The sequence below is a fragment of the Pseudomonas canadensis genome (genome assembly GCF_000503215.1).
Classification (GTDB): domain Bacteria; phylum Pseudomonadota; class Gammaproteobacteria; order Pseudomonadales; family Pseudomonadaceae; genus Aquipseudomonas; species Aquipseudomonas canadensis.
Genome location: NZ_KI628540.1, coordinates 295,102 through 310,265, shown reverse-complemented (window position 1 = coordinate 310,265; position 15,164 = coordinate 295,102). Strand labels below are relative to the sequence as shown.

20 protein-coding genes are annotated in these 15,164 nt (G+C 61.9%); 9 read left to right on the top strand and 11 right to left on the bottom strand.

The annotated features are described in order from the left end of the window. Positions 1 to 7: 7 nt before the first annotated feature. A complete protein-coding gene (gene gspG / locus U367_RS0129425) occupies positions 8 to 457 on the bottom strand; it encodes a type II secretion system major pseudopilin GspG (protein WP_028619764.1) in 450 nt (149 codons plus the stop codon). Between the two features lie 148 nt (positions 458 to 605). On the opposite strand from gspG, the gene gspI reads away from it, so the two are divergent. Then, on the top strand, positions 606 to 971 hold the full coding sequence (gene gspI, locus U367_RS0129420) for a type II secretion system minor pseudopilin GspI (RefSeq protein WP_028619763.1): 366 nt from the start codon (positions 606 to 608) through the stop codon (positions 969 to 971). On the opposite strand, the gene U367_RS0129415 is transcribed toward gspI, so the two are convergent. After that, positions 958 to 1,389 carry a type II secretion system protein N gene (locus tag U367_RS0129415; RefSeq protein ID WP_028619762.1) on the bottom strand — a complete coding sequence of 144 codons (432 nt, stop codon included), beginning with the start codon at positions 1,387 to 1,389 and terminating at the stop codon, positions 958 to 960. The two genes, gspI and U367_RS0129415, sit on opposite strands and share 14 nt — an antisense overlap. Before the next feature lie 93 nt (positions 1,390 to 1,482). On the opposite strand from U367_RS0129415, the gene gspH reads away from it, so the two are divergent. Together gspH and U367_RS0129405 are read left to right on the top strand one after the other, a co-directional pair. Continuing rightward, a complete protein-coding gene (gene gspH / locus U367_RS0129410) occupies positions 1,483 to 1,935 on the top strand; it encodes a type II secretion system minor pseudopilin GspH (RefSeq protein WP_028619761.1) in 453 nt (150 codons plus the stop codon). After that, positions 1,932 to 2,552, top strand: a complete 621-nt coding sequence (locus U367_RS0129405; protein WP_028619760.1) for a type II secretion system protein GspJ — start codon at positions 1,932 to 1,934, stop codon at positions 2,550 to 2,552. The genes gspH and U367_RS0129405 overlap by 4 nt, the downstream gene beginning before the upstream one ends. Here U367_RS0129405 and U367_RS0129400 read toward each other — a convergent pair. From U367_RS0129400 to U367_RS0129390, 3 genes are read right to left on the bottom strand one after another with little or no spacing between them, the layout of a single operon-like run. Next, a complete protein-coding gene (locus U367_RS0129400) occupies positions 2,549 to 3,475 on the bottom strand; it encodes a FecR family protein (RefSeq protein ID WP_028619759.1) in 927 nt (308 codons plus the stop codon). The genes U367_RS0129405 and U367_RS0129400 overlap by 4 nt on opposite strands. A gap of 37 nt (positions 3,476 to 3,512) precedes the next feature. Next, positions 3,513 to 4,058, bottom strand: coding sequence for an RNA polymerase sigma factor (locus tag U367_RS0129395; protein ID WP_016980117.1), 546 nt, complete (start codon positions 4,056 to 4,058; stop codon positions 3,513 to 3,515). Then, positions 4,055 to 4,714 carry a TonB family protein gene (locus U367_RS0129390; protein WP_050587947.1) on the bottom strand — a complete coding sequence of 220 codons (660 nt, stop codon included), beginning with the start codon at positions 4,712 to 4,714 and terminating at the stop codon, positions 4,055 to 4,057. Before U367_RS0129390 ends, U367_RS0129395 begins: the two co-directional genes overlap by 4 nt. 202 nt (positions 4,715 to 4,916) lie before the next feature. Between U367_RS0129390 and U367_RS0129385 the strand changes: the two genes are divergently transcribed. The 4 genes from U367_RS0129385 to U367_RS0129370 all read left to right on the top strand — a co-directional run bounded on the left by U367_RS0129385 (position 4,917) and on the right by U367_RS0129370 (position 8,501). Continuing rightward, a complete protein-coding gene (locus tag U367_RS0129385) occupies positions 4,917 to 5,216 on the top strand; it encodes a hypothetical protein (protein ID WP_028619757.1) in 300 nt (99 codons plus the stop codon). 94 nt (positions 5,217 to 5,310) lie between these two features. Further along, a complete protein-coding gene (locus U367_RS0129380) occupies positions 5,311 to 6,204 on the top strand; it encodes a VOC family protein (RefSeq protein ID WP_028619756.1) in 894 nt (297 codons plus the stop codon). Next, on the top strand, positions 6,201 to 7,592 hold the full coding sequence (locus U367_RS0129375) for an alginate export family protein (protein ID WP_028619755.1): 1,392 nt from the start codon (positions 6,201 to 6,203) through the stop codon (positions 7,590 to 7,592). Before U367_RS0129380 ends, U367_RS0129375 begins: the two co-directional genes overlap by 4 nt. Before the next feature lie 90 nt (positions 7,593 to 7,682). Further along, positions 7,683 to 8,501 (top strand): alpha/beta fold hydrolase, encoded by an 819-nt coding sequence (locus U367_RS0129370; protein WP_028619754.1) that lies wholly within the window; start codon positions 7,683 to 7,685, stop codon positions 8,499 to 8,501. 54 nt (positions 8,502 to 8,555) lie between these two features. Here the strand turns inward: U367_RS0129370 and U367_RS0129365 are convergent, their stop codons facing one another. Then, positions 8,556 to 8,942, bottom strand: a complete 387-nt coding sequence (locus U367_RS0129365; RefSeq protein ID WP_028619753.1) for a DoxX family protein — start codon at positions 8,940 to 8,942, stop codon at positions 8,556 to 8,558. 77 nt (positions 8,943 to 9,019) lie between these two features. Beyond that, entirely contained in the window at positions 9,020 to 9,895 is an 876-nt protein-coding gene (locus tag U367_RS0129360; protein WP_028619752.1) for a LysR family transcriptional regulator, read from the bottom strand. 186 nt (positions 9,896 to 10,081) lie between these two features. Between U367_RS0129360 and U367_RS0129355 the strand changes: the two genes are divergently transcribed. Continuing rightward, positions 10,082 to 11,068 carry an NAD(P)H-quinone oxidoreductase gene (locus tag U367_RS0129355; RefSeq protein WP_028619751.1) on the top strand — a complete coding sequence of 329 codons (987 nt, stop codon included), beginning with the start codon at positions 10,082 to 10,084 and terminating at the stop codon, positions 11,066 to 11,068. Here the strand turns inward: U367_RS0129355 and U367_RS0129350 are convergent, their stop codons facing one another. The 3 genes from U367_RS0129350 to U367_RS0129340 form a co-directional block, all read right to left on the bottom strand. Beyond that, positions 11,069 to 12,193, bottom strand: a complete 1,125-nt coding sequence (locus U367_RS0129350) for an alkene reductase (protein WP_028619750.1) — start codon at positions 12,191 to 12,193, stop codon at positions 11,069 to 11,071. It abuts the gene before it with no gap. A gap of 79 nt (positions 12,194 to 12,272) precedes the next feature. Beyond that, positions 12,273 to 12,950 carry a type 1 glutamine amidotransferase domain-containing protein gene (locus tag U367_RS0129345; RefSeq protein WP_028619749.1) on the bottom strand — a complete coding sequence of 226 codons (678 nt, stop codon included), beginning with the start codon at positions 12,948 to 12,950 and terminating at the stop codon, positions 12,273 to 12,275. Continuing rightward, positions 12,947 to 13,576, bottom strand: coding sequence for a TetR/AcrR family transcriptional regulator (locus tag U367_RS0129340; RefSeq protein ID WP_028619748.1), 630 nt, complete (start codon positions 13,574 to 13,576; stop codon positions 12,947 to 12,949). Before U367_RS0129340 ends, U367_RS0129345 begins: the two co-directional genes overlap by 4 nt. A 159-nt stretch (positions 13,577 to 13,735) precedes the next feature. Between U367_RS0129340 and U367_RS0129335 the strand changes: the two genes are divergently transcribed. Beyond that, the gene (locus tag U367_RS0129335) at positions 13,736 to 14,680 is read left to right on the top strand and encodes a GlxA family transcriptional regulator (RefSeq protein ID WP_028619747.1); all 945 of its coding nucleotides are present in this window, start codon (positions 13,736 to 13,738) and stop codon (positions 14,678 to 14,680) included. On the opposite strand, the gene U367_RS0129330 is transcribed toward U367_RS0129335, so the two are convergent. Further along, positions 14,658 to 15,164 (bottom strand): GNAT family N-acetyltransferase, encoded by a 507-nt coding sequence (locus U367_RS0129330; protein ID WP_028619746.1) that lies wholly within the window; start codon positions 15,162 to 15,164, stop codon positions 14,658 to 14,660. The two genes, U367_RS0129335 and U367_RS0129330, sit on opposite strands and share 23 nt — an antisense overlap.

Sequence of the window (15,164 nt, the reverse complement as noted above, 5' to 3'; positions counted from 1 at the left end):
ATGGGCCTTACAGCTGCCAGGAGCCGATATCGGCATTCACACCCTCGCCATCCGGCTGGCCATCGGCACCGAGGGAGAACACATCGACCTCACCGTTGGCGCCTGGGTTAAGGTAGTGATAAGGGTTGCCCCACGGGTCGTTGGGCAACCGCTCCAGGTAGGCGCGCCAGTTGCTGTTCTTCGCGTCCGCCGGGCGCTCCACCAGCACTTTCAGACCTTGGTTCATGTTCGGGTAGGTACCGTGGTCGAGCCGATAGAGTTTCAGCGCCTGCATCAACCCACCGATGTCCTGCTTGGCCGCCGTGGCCCTTGCCTGGTCCGGCCGATCCAGCACCTTGGGCACCACCATGGCGGCCAGGATCCCGAGGATGACCACCACCACCATGATCTCGATCAAGGTGAAGCCACGCTGCCCGCGAGGGCCTGGCAATGGGGACGTTAGGCGCGCGATATCCATCTCGACATTCCTTGGCTTGAGTGCAATTCGTGGCGCAGTGTTGCAAGAACACATGTCAGTCGTATTGAAAATCCTCGGGAGTTTCGGTCGCCAATCGGTCAACTGCCGGCGCTAGTCTGCGGGCCTGTTTCCCGGCTTTGAGAGCACCATGTACGGCCGTCGCAAGGAGCAAGGTTTTACCCTGATCGAGGTGCTGGTGGCGCTGGCGATCATCTCCGTGGCCATGGCCGCCGCCGTACGCGTGGCCGGGCTGATGACCCAGAGCAACGGCTTGCTGCGGGATAAATCGATCGCGTTGCTGGCGGCGCAGAGTCGCCTGGCGGAACTGCGCCTGGAAGGCCACTTGCGCAGCGGCAAGAAGACCTTCGAGTGCGATCAGGGCCGCCTGAAACTGCGTTGCGAGCAGACCATCAACGCCGATGGCCGCCTGTTTCAGGTCAACCTGCAGGTGCTCGACGCCAGCCGCGAAGCGCCACCCCTGGCGCGGCTGGACACCCAGGTCATGGCCGAGTGAGCAGCGGCAGCGCAGGGCCGTCCGGCAACTTGTCGAGGTTGACGCGCAGCTTCTCGCCACCGCGCTCGATCTCGACTCCATCGCCTTCGATGGCCGTCAACCGCACGCCGGGGCTGAGCCGCTCGCCCAATAGAAAGCTGCGCGGCGGTCCGTCGTTGAGACTGAGGATCGCCACCGCACCACGGGCGCCCGCCAGCACACCCGTGACCTTCACCTGCAGCGCCGTCGGCGCATTGGAAAACCATTGCAGCGCCGGGTTATCGCTGCGCGCCGCGAGTGCCTGGGGCGTGGCTTGGGGCGTGTGGGATTCTGCCGTGGTAAGCAGCAGCGGCGTCCATACCGCCACGCCCGCCAGGGCGGCCAGCACACCCAGCGCCTGCACGCCGTGGGCCAGGGTGAAACGATGGGCAAATGCCATGGGGAGGACCTCCTGTTTGTCCGTCGCACCAGCCTACAGATCAATTCGCACGCTTTTATTTCACAGACTCCCCAGTTCTCCAGGAAGCCCGCGATGAAACAGCAAGGTTTCACCCTGATCGAGCTAATGGTGGTGCTGGTGATCATCGGCATCGCCAGCGCCGCCATCAGCCTCACGATCAAACCCGACCCACTGCACCTGCTGCGCAAAGACGCCGAGCGCCTGAGCCAGTTGCTGCAAGTCGCCCAGGCCGAAGCCCACGCCGACGGCCGTCCCATCACCTGGCGTGCGGATGCCAAGGGCTTTGGCTTCAACCGCCGCAGCGATGATGGGAGGAGCGTGGAGTCTTTCCAGGGCGACACCCAACTGCGGCCGCGCCTCTGGGAAAGCACGCCCATGCAGATCAACATCGAACCCCGGCAAACCCTGGTGCTCAATGCCGAATGGATCAACCCACCGCTGCGGGTGGTGCTGTCCGACGGGCAACACAGCCTCAGCCTGCAACGCGACGCCGCCGGCTTGATGCGCGTAGTGAGTCAACCATGAACACCTCCCAGCAAGGCTTCACCCTGATCGAAGTGATGGTGGCGATCATGCTCATGGCGGTGGTCAGTCTGATCGCCTGGCGCGGGCTGGACAGCGTGACGCGCGCTGATCAGCATTTGCAGGCGAGCAGTGAGCAGACGGAGGTGCTGCTGCGGGCACTGAACCAGATGCAGCGCGACATCAGCTTGCGCGCCAGTGTTGAGCTGGTTGCCACCGATGTGTCGCAAGACGAGGCACCCAAAACCGAAGGGCTGGCCGCCGTGACCGTGCGCAGCTCCGACAGCAAGGGCTTCAGGCTGGACGTGATCCGCAGCGCTCCGACGGCCGGGGATGGGCTGCAACGCGTGCGCTGGTGGCTCAAGGGCGACTCGTTGTACCGCGCCGCCGCCCCGACGCGGGACCGATACCCGCTGCCGGCGGCCAAGGATGGGGTGGTGGTGTTGACCGGTGTGAGTGACCTGCAGGTGCGAGTGTGGGACGCAGACAAGGGATGGCGACAATTGAGCGGAAATCGTCGGGAGGATCCGCTGGGACTGGAAATCAGTCTGGTGCGGCAGACGCCTCAGGGCGTGGAAAAATATCGGCAGGTGGTGGGGCCGTTGGGGTCGATGAATTAACTCAACAACACCACCCCACCCGGCAACTCCGTGCACTTCGCCCCGTATGCATCGCGAATCAACAACGCCACGCCCGCCAGTTGCTGCAGACTGAACCGTGCCTGCACCCGGCGCTGTCCCAGTTGCTTGTTAAGCAATACAAGCATCCCAGGTCGGTACCGGTTGATCTCATCCACCACCGTCGCCAACGTGGCGTTGTTGAACACCAGCACCTGTTCACGCCAGGCCACGACTGCCTGGGTGTCGACTGTCGTCACCTCACTGAAACCGGCAGTGCTGTAGGTCAATTGCCGGCCACTGCCCAGGCTCATGCTGTTGCCGGCAGCGTCCACCGACAGCGACCCTTCGATACAGGTGACACACACGGTGTGATCGGTATGCCGCACGTTGAACCGCGCCTGCGCCGCGCTCACCCAACCCTCGCCGGCCTGGACCTTGAGCGGTTGGGCAACGTGGGCGAGCACTTCGACTTCGCCTTCAAGCAGTTCAATGCCCTGCCCCACCCGGCTGATGCGGGTCTGGGTGTTGAGCTCCAAGCTGATCCCCTCGCTTAACAGCACCTGGCGCTGCTCACCGACTTCAGTGTGATAGTCCGCGGTAAGCCCGGCAAAGCCACCCGGCACGCCGACGCGCACCATCACCACCGCGGCCGAAGCGGCAATCGCGCCGCCCAGGAACGCCCGTCGACCAAAGCTGCGCGGTTGCGCCACCTGGTCGAGGGCCGGTGTGAGGTTTTGCCACAGCACCTTGGCCTGCTCGAATGCCTGGGCATGCTCCGGGCTCTGCGCGCACCAGGCCTTGAGCGCCTTGGCATCGGCCACGGTGGCGCGGCCCGAGGTCAGCAGGAGCAGCCAATCGCGGGCTTCATCGTGCAGGGGACTGGCGGCGGATGGCCGGGCGTTGGGGAAGCTGAAAATATTCAAGCGCGCACGTACTCACGGATTTATCAGGGACTCGACACTAAGACGGTTTTCCGGCCCCGGGACCGAACCGCTGAATCACTTTTCTTTCGAGGCGCTTGGCACAGTGGCCCAGGGCGGCCTTGATTTCCTTCTCGACCATGCGCGTGGAGATGCCGAAACGCTGGGAAATCTCAAGGTGCGGCGCCTCTTCCAGGCGCGCGGCGATGAGAATTTTGCGGCGGCGTGCCGGCAGTTCGTAAAGCGCCTTGACCAAGGATTGGATCTCTTTCTGGCCGCCCACCACCCGCGACGGGTCCTGGGCTTCGTCGGCGCTTTGCAGCAGTTCTTCCACTTCGCTGCCGGTGAGCAGTCGCGCATCGGCCTGGCGGCGGTCAGCGGCGATGTTCAGGGCCATGCGGTACAGGTAGGCGTTGGGCTGTTGCAGGTTGGGCGGCACGTCCATGCGGTCGACCCGCAGGTAGGTTTCGTGCAGCACGTCGTTGGCCAGGTCTTCCGAGCCCAGGCGCTTGCGCAAACGCACCTTGAAGTCTTCGTAGGAGGCCAGGAACAAGCTGACCATCGTACTGTGCCCGGTATTTTTCATCCGCCCCAGGTTCCTTTCGCTGCTGTGCATTCCATGCGTGTTCCTGTTGTGTCAGGCATCAGAAGTAAAGTCACCGGTTGGCGCAGTGAACTCGGCGCCGGGCGTTGGACCCGGGCTGCGCTCAGGCTGCGCACCAGTGCTTCATCGCGTTGTTCATCGCCGGTAGAACTGACCAACCGGCTGTGTTCAATCACCCCGTCCGGGTTGACCCACACCTGCACCAATGCCCGAAAACTGCCGGGCCGGGTCAGCGGCGAGCGGCACAGGCTGGTCTCGATGGCTTGCTGCAATGCCGTCGCGTAGCTGTTGTTGATCCGCGCGGCGCTGCGTGTCGCCGCCCCCTTTGTGGGCGGTGGCTGGCTGACCTGCGGGGTCTGCAAGGTAAACGCATCGCTGCGTGCATAACGTGCCATCAGGCCACTCCCTGTCAGCAACATCGCCAGTGCTTCTTGCGCCGTAAAGCGTCCGCGTACCCCGATGGAGCGCCGGCCCCGCGTCAACTCGCGGTCCACCAGCACCGCCATCCCGGTGGCGCGGCTGTAGGCTTGCAGTGCATGTTCCAGGTCTTGCGCCGGCAGGTTCAACGACAGCAGCTGTGACTCTGCCTGCGCCGTACGACCGCCGGCCAACAGCAACAGCAAGACCAGGGCGCACATGACGCGCCTCCAGACTCCCTGTTCACCCCCTGCTCTGCATCGCTGCACGGCCGACGCGCCCTAGAAAACCGTCATCCTGAGGCCAGTTTATGAACCTGATGTTACGGTGATAGCAAAAAAAACATCACGGTGATGAGAAGCCCGCTGCACTAGACTTGCACGTCATGACGGGCCACTTCTGGGCCTCGCCAGGAGGCCACTGATGAAATCTTTACCGACCCTTGCCGCGTTGTTGCTGAGTGCCGCCTTGCCTTGGCTGGCTCACGCCGACGGCTGCCCAGAAGTCACGGTGGATGGCTACAAGGCCCCCGACTATGGTTGCCTGAGCCAACAGATGGGCAATGCCACGAACGCGGCCAAGGCGGCGAAGAAGAACCGTGAGGCGCAGGACATTTCCATCGAGAAAAGGCTGCCAAACGCCCTGGGGCTGTCGACGCCCGCGGCGACCGGTGTGCGCATGGGCAATACCTTCGGTACCTCGGTAAAACCGCAGCGACCTTGAAACGCTCAACCAAGCACGTGCATACAATCGGCCCCACAGCCCCGCCCCTAAGATCGTGACTTTCGATCACGCTTAAAAGTGCTGGAGAGTGGGCATGTGTAAACGAGTGAAGGTTTCCCTGGCACTGACATTGCTGGCCGCGCAGATAATGGGCAGTGCCTTTGCGGCAACACCCGCGGTGGCCGTGGCGCCCCAGTACGACACCAGCCACGTCTATGTGGCACCGGCGGAGGTCGACCGATTTGCCCAGAGTTTCCTGGCCACCTTCGGCGGCAAAAGCACAGACCAAGTGGTGGTGAATGTACTGCCGGTGCCAAGCAGCACCACCTCGCAATTGCTGCAGACTCCAGCGGGCACGGTGTCGTTGTTTGGTTTCACCACGCCGATCCCGCATCCATTTGGCCAAGAGCGCAACGGTTACCTGGTCAAGGACATGGACGCCGCCCTCAAGGCCGCCCGGGAAAACGGCGCGGCGGTGATCGTCAACGACTTCCCCGACCCGATCGGGCGTGACGCGGTGGTGCAATGGCCAGGCGGCGTCAACATGCAGCTTTACTGGCACACTAAGACCCCTGAATACGCAGCGTTCCAGACCGTACCGGAAAACCGTGTGTACCTCAGCGCAGAGCGTGCCGATACGTTCATCAAATCGTTCCTCGGTTTCTCCCACGGTAAAGTCCTGGTCGATGACAAACACGCGCCTGGCGTCGATATCGGTCAAGCCAAAGGCAGTTATCGTCGTGTCGACATCGAGTCGCCATTCGGGCGCATGGCAGTGTTGGTCACCAACGGCCAACTGCCCTACCCGTTCGGCCACGAGACCACCGGCTATCAAGTGGCTGACCTGAAGGCTACCCTGGGCAAGGCCACCGGCTCTGGCGCCAAAGTGCTGGTGCCCGCGTTCGACAGCAAAGGCCGTCGCAGTGCGTTGGTCGAATTCCCAGGCGGCTACGTCGCAGAGATCCATCAACTCATCGCAGTAAAATGACCCGTCGCACAGGCTGGGGCCTGGCCGTGCTGTGGCCGCTGCTCGCCGGCAGCGTCCACGCCGACGAGCAAGCGACGCGTCCGGCCATCAAGGCCAACCGCTGGCAGGAGGATTGGTCGGTACTGCAGGACCCGGCGCTGCGCACGCAGCCGCTGGACAGCTTGAAGTACATCCCGTTGTCGAGCGCCGACCCGTTGACCTATCTGTCCCTGGGCGCAACCTTGCGCGAGCGTTTCGAAATGAACGACGCCAGCGGCTTCGGCGTACGCAACGTGAAACGTGACCGCTACCTGATCCAGCGTTTTCAGGTGCATGCCGACCTGCACCTGAACGAAAACTGGCGGGTATTCACCCAACTCGAAGATGTGCGTGCCTACGATAAAACCACGATTGGCGGCGCCGACCAGAACCGGGTTGACCTGCGACTGGCCTTTGCCGAATACGTGAATACCTTCAGCAGCGGTACACTCAAGGCCCGTGTCGGGCGCCAGGATTTCGCCTTCGACCTGCAGCGTTTCATCTCATCACGGGACGGGCCGAATGTGCGGCAATCCTTCGATGCGCTGTGGGCCGACTGGGAAACATCCAATTGGCGCTTCATCGGGATTGCCAGCCAGCCGGTGCAGTATCAGGACGGTCGGCACTTCGACGACAAATCCAACAGCGACGCGCGTTTCCATATGGTCCGCGTGGAACGGCTGGTGGGCGGCAAGAACGAGCTGTCGGCCTACTACGGCGTGTATGAACGCAGCGCGGCGCACTACCTGGACGCGGACGGTGACGAAACCCGACACTTGATCGACGCACGCCTGGGCGGCGCGGCCATGGGTTTTGACTGGGACATCGAAGCGATGCTGCAAAGCGGCTCGGTGGGCAACAAGGACATCCGCGCCTGGGCTGGGGGAAGCCGCACCGGCTACACCTTCGACAGCCTGGCCTGGAAACCGCGCGTGGGCCTGCAACTGGACATCGCCTCCGGCGATCGTAAAACCGGGGATGGCACCGTCGGTACGTTCAATCCGCTGTTCCCCAACGGTTACTACTTTTCTCTGGCGGGCTACACCGGCTACAGCAACCTGATTCACGTCAAACCGTCAATCACAGTCAAACCGATCGACAAGCTCAGCGTGCAAACCGCGATCGGCCTGCTCTGGCGTCAAACCATCAGCGACGCAGTGTACACCCAGCCCAATCTGCCGGTCGCCGGCACCGCTGGCAGAGGTGATCGCTGGACCGGCGCCTATGCGCAACTGCGCACCGATTATGTGTTCAGCCCCAACCTCACTGGCGCCGTCGAAGCCGTCCATTACGATGTAGGTCAGACCCTGCGCGGTGCTGGCGGCGATGACAGCAACTACCTGGGCGTCGAGCTTAAATTCAGCTGGTAGAGCCAACCCAGCACACCCGTACAAGCCCTGTATACGCCTTAGCCCAAATAGTGAAGCTACGCTTTTTTCACCTGACCCAAGGAGTTTTCCATGAGCACATTCGTTGCCAAAGACGGTACCCAGATCTACTTCAAGGACTGGGGCAGCGGTAAGCCCGTGTTGTTCAGCCATGGCTGGCCGCTGGATGCCGACATGTGGGAATACCAGATGGAATACCTGAGCAGCCGCGGCTTTCGCACCATCGCATTCGACCGCCGTGGTTTTGGCCGGTCAGACCAGCCGTGGACCGGCAACGACTACGACACCTTCGCCGACGATATCGCCCAGTTGATCGAGCACCTGGACCTCAAGGACGTGACCCTGGTGGGCTTCTCCATGGGTGGCGGCGACGTGGCGCGCTACATCGCACGCCATGGCAGCGCGCGCGTGGCCGGCCTGGTGTTGCTGGGCGCGGTGACGCCGCTGTTTGGTCAGAAACCGGACTACCCGCAAGGCGTCCCGGCTGAAGTGTTCGCCGGCATCAAGGCCGGGCTGCTGAAGGACCGTGCGCAATTCATCAGTGATTTCAACGCACCGTTCTATGGCACCAACAAAGGCCAGGTTGTCTCAGAGGGTGTGCTGACCCAAACCTTGCAGGTAGCGTTGCTGGCGTCCCTCAAATCGACCGTCGACTGCGTCACCGTATTCTCCGAAACCGACTTCCGCCCGGACATGACCAAGATCGACGTGCCGACCCTGGTGATCCACGGCGATGGCGATCAGATAGTACCGTTCGAGACAACCGGCAAAGTGGCCGCTGCCTCGATCAAGGGTGCCGAGTTGAAAGTCTACAAGGATGCCCCCCACGGGTTTGCCGTGACCCATGCGCAGCAGTTGAATGAAGACCTGCTGGCGTTCCTGAACCGCTGAAACACCTAAACCCTCCTCTCCTTATTTGGCCGGGCTTGCCCGGCCTTTTTTTGCTCAAGAGAAACGCTGAGGCAGTACCAGACGCCCTGGCCCGCTGATCAGCACCGTGGTGAAAATGATCAACAGCAGCCAACCGAACTGCGCCTCGAACAGCGTCCACTCCGGGTGCACCACCAGCAAGGCAATCAGCAGCACACACAGGATCGGCAGGCACGCCAGACGCACCAGCACGCCGGCAATGATCAGCAGCGGGCACAGCACTTCAGCAAATATCGCCAACATTAGCGTGGCCGAAGCGCCCAGATGAAACGGATCTTCGATCAGCTTCAATTGCTCGTTGTAACTCAGCAGCTTGGGCAAACCATGTACCCACAACAGGAACAACGCTCCGCTGACCCGCAGAAACAGCAGCCCCAAGTCCTGACATTTTGATTCGTTCATGCGTACGCTCGGTAGGTCGACATAAACATCGATTGTGTCGGCCGAGGCGCCCTCACGCTTGCAAGTCTGTGCTGACCTCACTCCCCGACGCCGGCAAACGCCGCGACGATTTCATCGATCACCACCCGCACCCGTGCGGTGTGGCGCAGGTCGGCGTGGGTCACCAGCCACACGTCGTACGGCAGTGGCCGGGAGCGCTCGGGCCACAGGCGCACCAGCCCGTCACGCTCACCCGTGCACACCGGGATTTCGCCTATGCCGATGCCGGCAGCGATCGAGCGGCGCACCAGCAAACTGGAACTCAAGGCAGCAACAATGCGCCCTCGGCCCAGAGGCTCGGAAACCAGGGTCAGCTCTTTCTTGCTTTGTAGGTGAGGCTGGTAGACCACCAGGTCATGCCCCTCGAACAGGCTGCCCGGTTCAGGCACGCCGTGGCGGTCAATGTAGTCCTGGGAGGCAAACAGGCCCAACGGCCAACGGGCGATGCGACGGGCGATCAGGTCGGGGTTATCCGGACGCTGGTTGCGCACAGCGATGTCGGCCTCACGCTTGGCCAGGCTGAGCATTTGGGTGGAAGCGTCCAGTTGCACGCGCACGTCGGGGTGTTTGTCGTGCAGGCGAGCGATGGACGGAATCAGGAAGTCGATGGCCAGGGAATCGGTGGTGCTGACGCGCACGGTGCCCGTTAAACGATCATCCAGGCCTTGAACCTGGCGCTCAAGGTCGAGGGCTGAACGCTCCATTTTCTCCACCGACAGCAATGCAGCCTCGCCCACGGCCGTCAGCGCGTAGCCCTCGGACGTGCGCAGGAACAAGGTGGCGCCCAGGGACTTTTCCAGGGCGTTGACCCGCCGGCCGACGGTGGCCTGATCCACGCCCAATACCCGTGCGGCGCCGCGCAATGTGGACTCCCGGCACACCGCCAGGAACACCCGTGCATCGTCCCAGTTCATTGCGTCCTCCACTGCTGCATATATGCATTTATGTGCTGCTGAATCGCAGCATTATTGCATCATGCGACGTTGCTATCCTGTCGACCATGGAAATATCCAAGATGACCCTGCTGCACGGTTTCATTTGAATCAACCGTCGCGCAGCGTGGTCCCACTTCATACGCTCACCGCAACAGGACCCGCAAAATGCCCCTGCCTACCGACATGACCCTGATTGAAATCACCACCCCTGGCGGCCCCGAGGTGCTCAAGCCGCGCCAGGTGCCATTGCCCTCCCCGGTAGCCGGTGAAATCCTGATCCGCGTGCACGCCGCCGGCGTCAACCGCCCGGACGCTTTGCAACGCGCCGGCAAGTACCCGATGAAACCCGGCATGAGCCCAATCCCCGGCCTGGAAGTGGCAGGTGAAGTGGTAGCGCTGGGCGATGGCGTGACCGAGTACGCCGTCGGTGACAAGGTTTGCGCCCTCACCAATGGCGGTGGTTACGCCCAATACTGCGCAGTGCCCGCCAGCCAGGCGTTGCCGGTTCCCGAAGGCATGGACTGGATTCAAGCGGCGGCCATCCCGGAAACCTTCTTTACCGTGTGGGCCAACCTGTTCGGCATCGGCGGCGCCCACAAGGGCCAGCGGGTGCTGATCCACGGCGGCACCAGTGGAATCGGCACCACCGCGCTGATGCTATGCCGCGAGTTCGGCATCCAGGCGTTTGCCACTGCCGGCAGCGAAGAAAAATGTGCGGCCATTCGTGCCCTGGGCGCAGAAGCAATCAACTATCGCGAACAGGATTTCGCCCAGGTGATCGGTGATCAAGGGGTGAATGTGATCCTCGACATCATGGGAGCCTCCTACATCAACAACAACCTCAAGGCGCTGGCGATGGACGGCCGTCTGGTAATGCTGGGGTTCCTCGGCGGTGCCAAGGCCAATGAGGTGGACTTGCTGACCATCCTAGGCAAACGCGCAATCGTCACCGGTTCACTGCTGCGCGCACGGACCAAGGACGAAAAAGCCGCAATCGCCGACCAACTGCGCGAGCATGTATGGCCAGTGCTGTCAGCCGGGCGCTGCCTGCCGATGATCGACCAGGTGTTCGATTACACCCAGGCCGATCAGGCGCATGCGCGGATGGAAGGTGGGGATCATATTGGCAAGATTGTGTTGCGGGTTGCCTGATTATCCGGCGTAAACCGGGTAATCGATGTAGCCCTCTGCACCACCGCCGTACATGCCCTCTACCCGCAGCGGATTCAACGGCCACCCATTGAACAGCCGCTGCGGTAGATCCGGATTGGCAATGAACGGCCGCCCGAACGCGATCAAATCCGCCAGCCCCGCCTCTATCCATCGCGCACCGCGTTCAGCGGTGTAGCGGCCGGCGTAGATGATCCGTCCGCTGAACGTCTCGCGCACTGCACGGCGGAAGGTTTCAGGCAGGTCGGGGGCGTTGTCCCAGTCGGCTTCGGCAATGGAGACGTAGGCGATGCCCGACGCTTCCAGCACCTTGATGGCTTCGATGTAGGTATGGTGCGGGTCGTCTTCCACCAGGCCGATGTACACGCGGTCCTGATCGGTGCCACTGAACAACGGCGAGAAGCGCACGCCCAGGCGTTCCGGCCCGACCACGGCGCTCACCGCCTCAACAATCTCACGCAGAAAACGCAGGCGATTTTCCAACGAACCACCGTACTCATCGTCACGTTGATTGGCATGGGCCGAGATGAACTGGTTCACCAGGTAGCCATTGGCCGAATGGATCTCCACCCCGTCAAACCCGGCATCCAGCGCATTGCGTGCAGCCTGGGCGTAGTGCCCGACCAGCTCCTTGACCTCCTGCGTGGTCAATGCACGTGGCACGGGCGGCTGTTTCAACTCACCCTCGCCCGGCGCCGTTTCGATAAAGGCTTTGGCTTGCAGGGCCTGGAGGGCAGACGGTGCGATTGGCGCCGCCCCTTCTGGCTGCAAGGCGTTATGCGACACCCGACCGACATGCCACAACTGGGCAAAGATCACCCCGCCCTCGGCATGCACCGCGTCGGTGACCTTGCGCCAACCGTCGATCTGCGCCGGGGTGTAGATGCCCGGTGTCCAGGCGTAGCCCTGGCCCCGTGGCTCTATCTGCGTGCCCTCGCTGACCATGAAACCGGCACTGGCCCGCTGGCGGTAATACTCGGCCATCAAGTCGGTCGCGATATCACCCGGTTGGGCGCTGCGCTGGCGCGTCAATGGCGGCAAGACAATACGGTTGTTCAGCGTATGGTGACCCAGCTTTATTGGGGTACTTAAAACATTGTCAGTCATCTAATCATTTCCAAATTCTGGACGTGCTAAAGCATTGGCGACTTATAAAAGTCGCCAATGAACTCAGCGGTTTATTTAATTAAGCGGTCAGTTTCAGCAAGGCTTTAGCGACATCACTGGAACTGCCAGGATTTTGCCCAGTCACCAACAAGCCATCGGTAATGACAAAGGACTGCCAGTCAGCGCCTTTCTCATAGAGGCCGCCCAGCTTCTTGAATTCATCTTCCACCAGAAACGGCACCACATCGGTCAGTTCCACCGCCGCCTCTTCCGAGTTGGAGAACCCGGTGACGCGACGCCCCTTGACCAACGGTTCACCATTCACCGCCTTGACGTGACGCAGCGCGCCCGGTGCGTGGCAGACAAAGCCGATGGGCTTATCAGCACGCTCGAAGGACTCGATCAGCGCGATCGACACCGGCGATTCGGCCAGGTCCCACAGCGGGCCGTGGCCGCCTGGGTAGAACACAGTGTCGAAATCGTCGGCGTTGACCGAGTCCAGTTTCACCGTGGTCGCCAGGGCTTGCTGGGCGGCAGGATCGGCGGCAAAGCGCTGAGTCTGTTCGGTCTGGAAGTCCGGTTGGTCACTCACCGGGTCCAGCGGCGGCTGGCCGCCGGCCGGTGAAGCCAGTACGATCTCGGCGCCGGCGTCCTTGAACGCGTAATAGGGTGCGGCAAACTCTTCGAGCCAGAAGCCGGTCTTGCGGCCGGTATCGCCAAGCTGGTCGTGAGAGGTCAGTACCATTAATACTTTCATTTTCCAGTGCCTCGATAGGTGTGAATGTCAGTTTCTTCCGGCTGACCCAACAACTGTCGGGTCAACCCCAACGCCTCATCAAAAGGCGCCGTAGTACGGGTGATCTTGCTCATGACGCTGGTCCCCAACCACAACGCATACAGGCGCCGCGCCAGGCTGTCCGGGTGTTGCGTAATCGCTACCGAGCCGTCTTCGACGCCCTGCTGCAAGGCCTCGGCCAGCAACCCGATGGTGCGTGCAGTGCCACGTTGCAGGGCCAGGCGCATCGGCTCTGAAAGGTCTGACACCTCCGCACCGAGTTTGACGGCAAGGCATTTGCCCGCGTCGGTGCAGCCGGTCTGGTTGTCGATCCAGCATTGCCAATAAGCCATCAACTTGGCGTGCTGGGTTAAACCCGGCAGGTCGAACAGTTGCTGCATGCCGTGCACATAGTTGTCGAAGTAGTGGTCGAGCAATACAACGCCGAACGCATCTTTGGAGGTGAAGTAGTGATAAAACGAACCTTTGGGTACGTCGGCGGCTTGCAGTATTTCGTTCAGGCCCACCGCAGAAAATCCTTTGCGGCCAACAATCAATTGCGCCGTATCAAGAATGCTCTGGCGCACAGTTTTAGTTTCGTTGCTCATCGGATTAGACCAGTCGTCTAGTTCGTTGAGGGAATGTTAGGAGCCTGGTCAGGCTCGCACAATGTCAGATCCGCAAGGATTTCGGACATCCGCCAAAGTCGGTTGCCGTTTTCCCGGCAGCCGCCGACAATCCCTGCTCCCCCCACCCGGAGACATGCGATGCACAGCGTTGCGCTGATGGTTTACCCGAACTTCCAGTCCCTGAGCCTCAGCCTGGGCTCGGTGTTCGAGTGCGCGAACCTGCTGCGCGGCGAACCGGCCTATGAGTTTCACCTAGTGTCTGAGAGCGGCGGCGCGGTGATGACGTCCCAGGGCTTTTCGGTGAACACCATGCCGATCCGGCCGGAGGGCTACGACACGCTGATCGTCAGCGGCTACCTAGAGTTCCGCCTGCCGGAGGCCAACCTGCTGGAACTGGTCAAGGCCGCCTCCGCCCAGTCGCGACGCGTCGCCTCGTTGTGCATGGGCATCTTCGTGCTGGCCGAAGCGGGCTTGCTGGCAGGTAAGCGCACCACCACCCACTGGATTCACGCGCCAGCCTTTCGCAAGCGCTATCCGGACATTCATTTGGAAGAAGACAAGCTGTTCGTGGTGGACGGCCAGGTGTGGACCGGTGCCGGCATGAGTGCCGGGGTGGACCTGGCTTTGGCGATGGTGGAAAACGACCTGGGCAGTGATCTGGCCCGGCGCATTGCGCGCAAACTGGTGATCGCCCAACGCCGGGGCAGTGAACAGTCGCAGTTGTCGGCGCTGCTGGAGCTGGACCCCAAGTCGGACCGCGTGCAACTGGCCCTGGCCTATGCCCGTGAGAACCTGACCCACGACTTGTCGGTAGACGCCCTGGCCGATGTCGCCCGCCTCAGCCCGCGCCAGTTCAGTCGGGTGTTCCGGGAAGAGACCGGACAAACACCGGCCAAGGCCATCGAGTCGCTGCGGGTAGAAGCGGCACGGGCGATGATGGAAACCAGTCGCCACCCGGTCGAGGTGGTCGCCCGCGAAACCGGGTTTGGTGATCGCGAACGTATGCGCCAGGCATTTTTAAGGGCGTTCGGGCAGCCGCCGCAGGTGATGCAGCAGGCGTTTAATGCAGTGCCGCCCGCGTAATCAGGTAACTCACCAACTGCGGCTCATCCTCCAGCTCAATCGTTTGCACCGGACGCGGCAGGTTATCCAGCACCGTGCGCCAGAACGCTTGGGACACTTCGTCCTGATCATAGAAGCGCACCAGCCAATCGGCCTCGCCGCTGCACAGCACCTGGCTGGCGATGGCGCGGCCAATGCCTTTGCGGCGGTAACGCTTGAGGACGAACAAGTCGGCCAACTCCAGGGCGTCAATGCCCGGCAGCTCGCTGCCTTCGATCAACAGGAAGCCAGCGATATAGCCGTCCACCAACAGCAGGTTGGCGCTCCATTGCGGGTCCTGCCAGTAGCGGACCAGGTGTTCGTCATGGATGTAGAAACGCCCATCGGCCTCGACATCTTCCTGTTCCCAGTCAGAGGATTCATAGGCGTAGTACTGGTAAAGATTGCGGATCAGCTCGGCGTGCTCCGGGCCGGTCTGGATCAATTCGACGGTGACTTCGGGCAT

Coding starts and splice junctions, on each gene's coding strand:
- gspG (WP_028619764.1), bottom strand. CDS start 457: ATGGATATCGCGCGCCTAACGTCCCCATTGCCAGGCCCTCGCGGGCAG.
- gspI (WP_028619763.1), top strand. CDS start 606: ATGTACGGCCGTCGCAAGGAGCAAGGTTTTACCCTGATCGAGGTGCTG.
- U367_RS0129415 (WP_028619762.1), bottom strand. CDS start 1,389: ATGGCATTTGCCCATCGTTTCACCCTGGCCCACGGCGTGCAGGCGCTG.
- gspH (WP_028619761.1), top strand. CDS start 1,483: ATGAAACAGCAAGGTTTCACCCTGATCGAGCTAATGGTGGTGCTGGTG.
- U367_RS0129405 (WP_028619760.1), top strand. CDS start 1,932: ATGAACACCTCCCAGCAAGGCTTCACCCTGATCGAAGTGATGGTGGCG.
- U367_RS0129395 (WP_016980117.1), bottom strand. CDS start 4,058: ATGAAAAATACCGGGCACAGTACGATGGTCAGCTTGTTCCTGGCCTCC.
- U367_RS0129390 (WP_050587947.1), bottom strand. CDS start 4,714: ATGTGCGCCCTGGTCTTGCTGTTGCTGTTGGCCGGCGGTCGTACGGCG.
- U367_RS0129385 (WP_028619757.1), top strand. CDS start 4,917: ATGAAATCTTTACCGACCCTTGCCGCGTTGTTGCTGAGTGCCGCCTTG.
- U367_RS0129380 (WP_028619756.1), top strand. CDS start 5,311: ATGTGTAAACGAGTGAAGGTTTCCCTGGCACTGACATTGCTGGCCGCG.
- U367_RS0129375 (WP_028619755.1), top strand. CDS start 6,201: ATGACCCGTCGCACAGGCTGGGGCCTGGCCGTGCTGTGGCCGCTGCTC.
- U367_RS0129370 (WP_028619754.1), top strand. CDS start 7,683: ATGAGCACATTCGTTGCCAAAGACGGTACCCAGATCTACTTCAAGGAC.
- U367_RS0129365 (WP_028619753.1), bottom strand. CDS start 8,942: ATGAACGAATCAAAATGTCAGGACTTGGGGCTGCTGTTTCTGCGGGTC.
- U367_RS0129360 (WP_028619752.1), bottom strand. CDS start 9,895: ATGAACTGGGACGATGCACGGGTGTTCCTGGCGGTGTGCCGGGAGTCC.
- U367_RS0129355 (WP_028619751.1), top strand. CDS start 10,082: ATGCCCCTGCCTACCGACATGACCCTGATTGAAATCACCACCCCTGGC.
- U367_RS0129350 (WP_028619750.1), bottom strand. CDS start 12,193: ATGACTGACAATGTTTTAAGTACCCCAATAAAGCTGGGTCACCATACG.
- U367_RS0129345 (WP_028619749.1), bottom strand. CDS start 12,950: ATGAAAGTATTAATGGTACTGACCTCTCACGACCAGCTTGGCGATACC.
- U367_RS0129340 (WP_028619748.1), bottom strand. CDS start 13,576: ATGAGCAACGAAACTAAAACTGTGCGCCAGAGCATTCTTGATACGGCG.
- U367_RS0129335 (WP_028619747.1), top strand. CDS start 13,736: ATGCACAGCGTTGCGCTGATGGTTTACCCGAACTTCCAGTCCCTGAGC.
- U367_RS0129330 (WP_028619746.1), bottom strand. CDS start 15,164: ATGCCCGAAGTCACCGTCGAATTGATCCAGACCGGCCCGGAGCACGCC.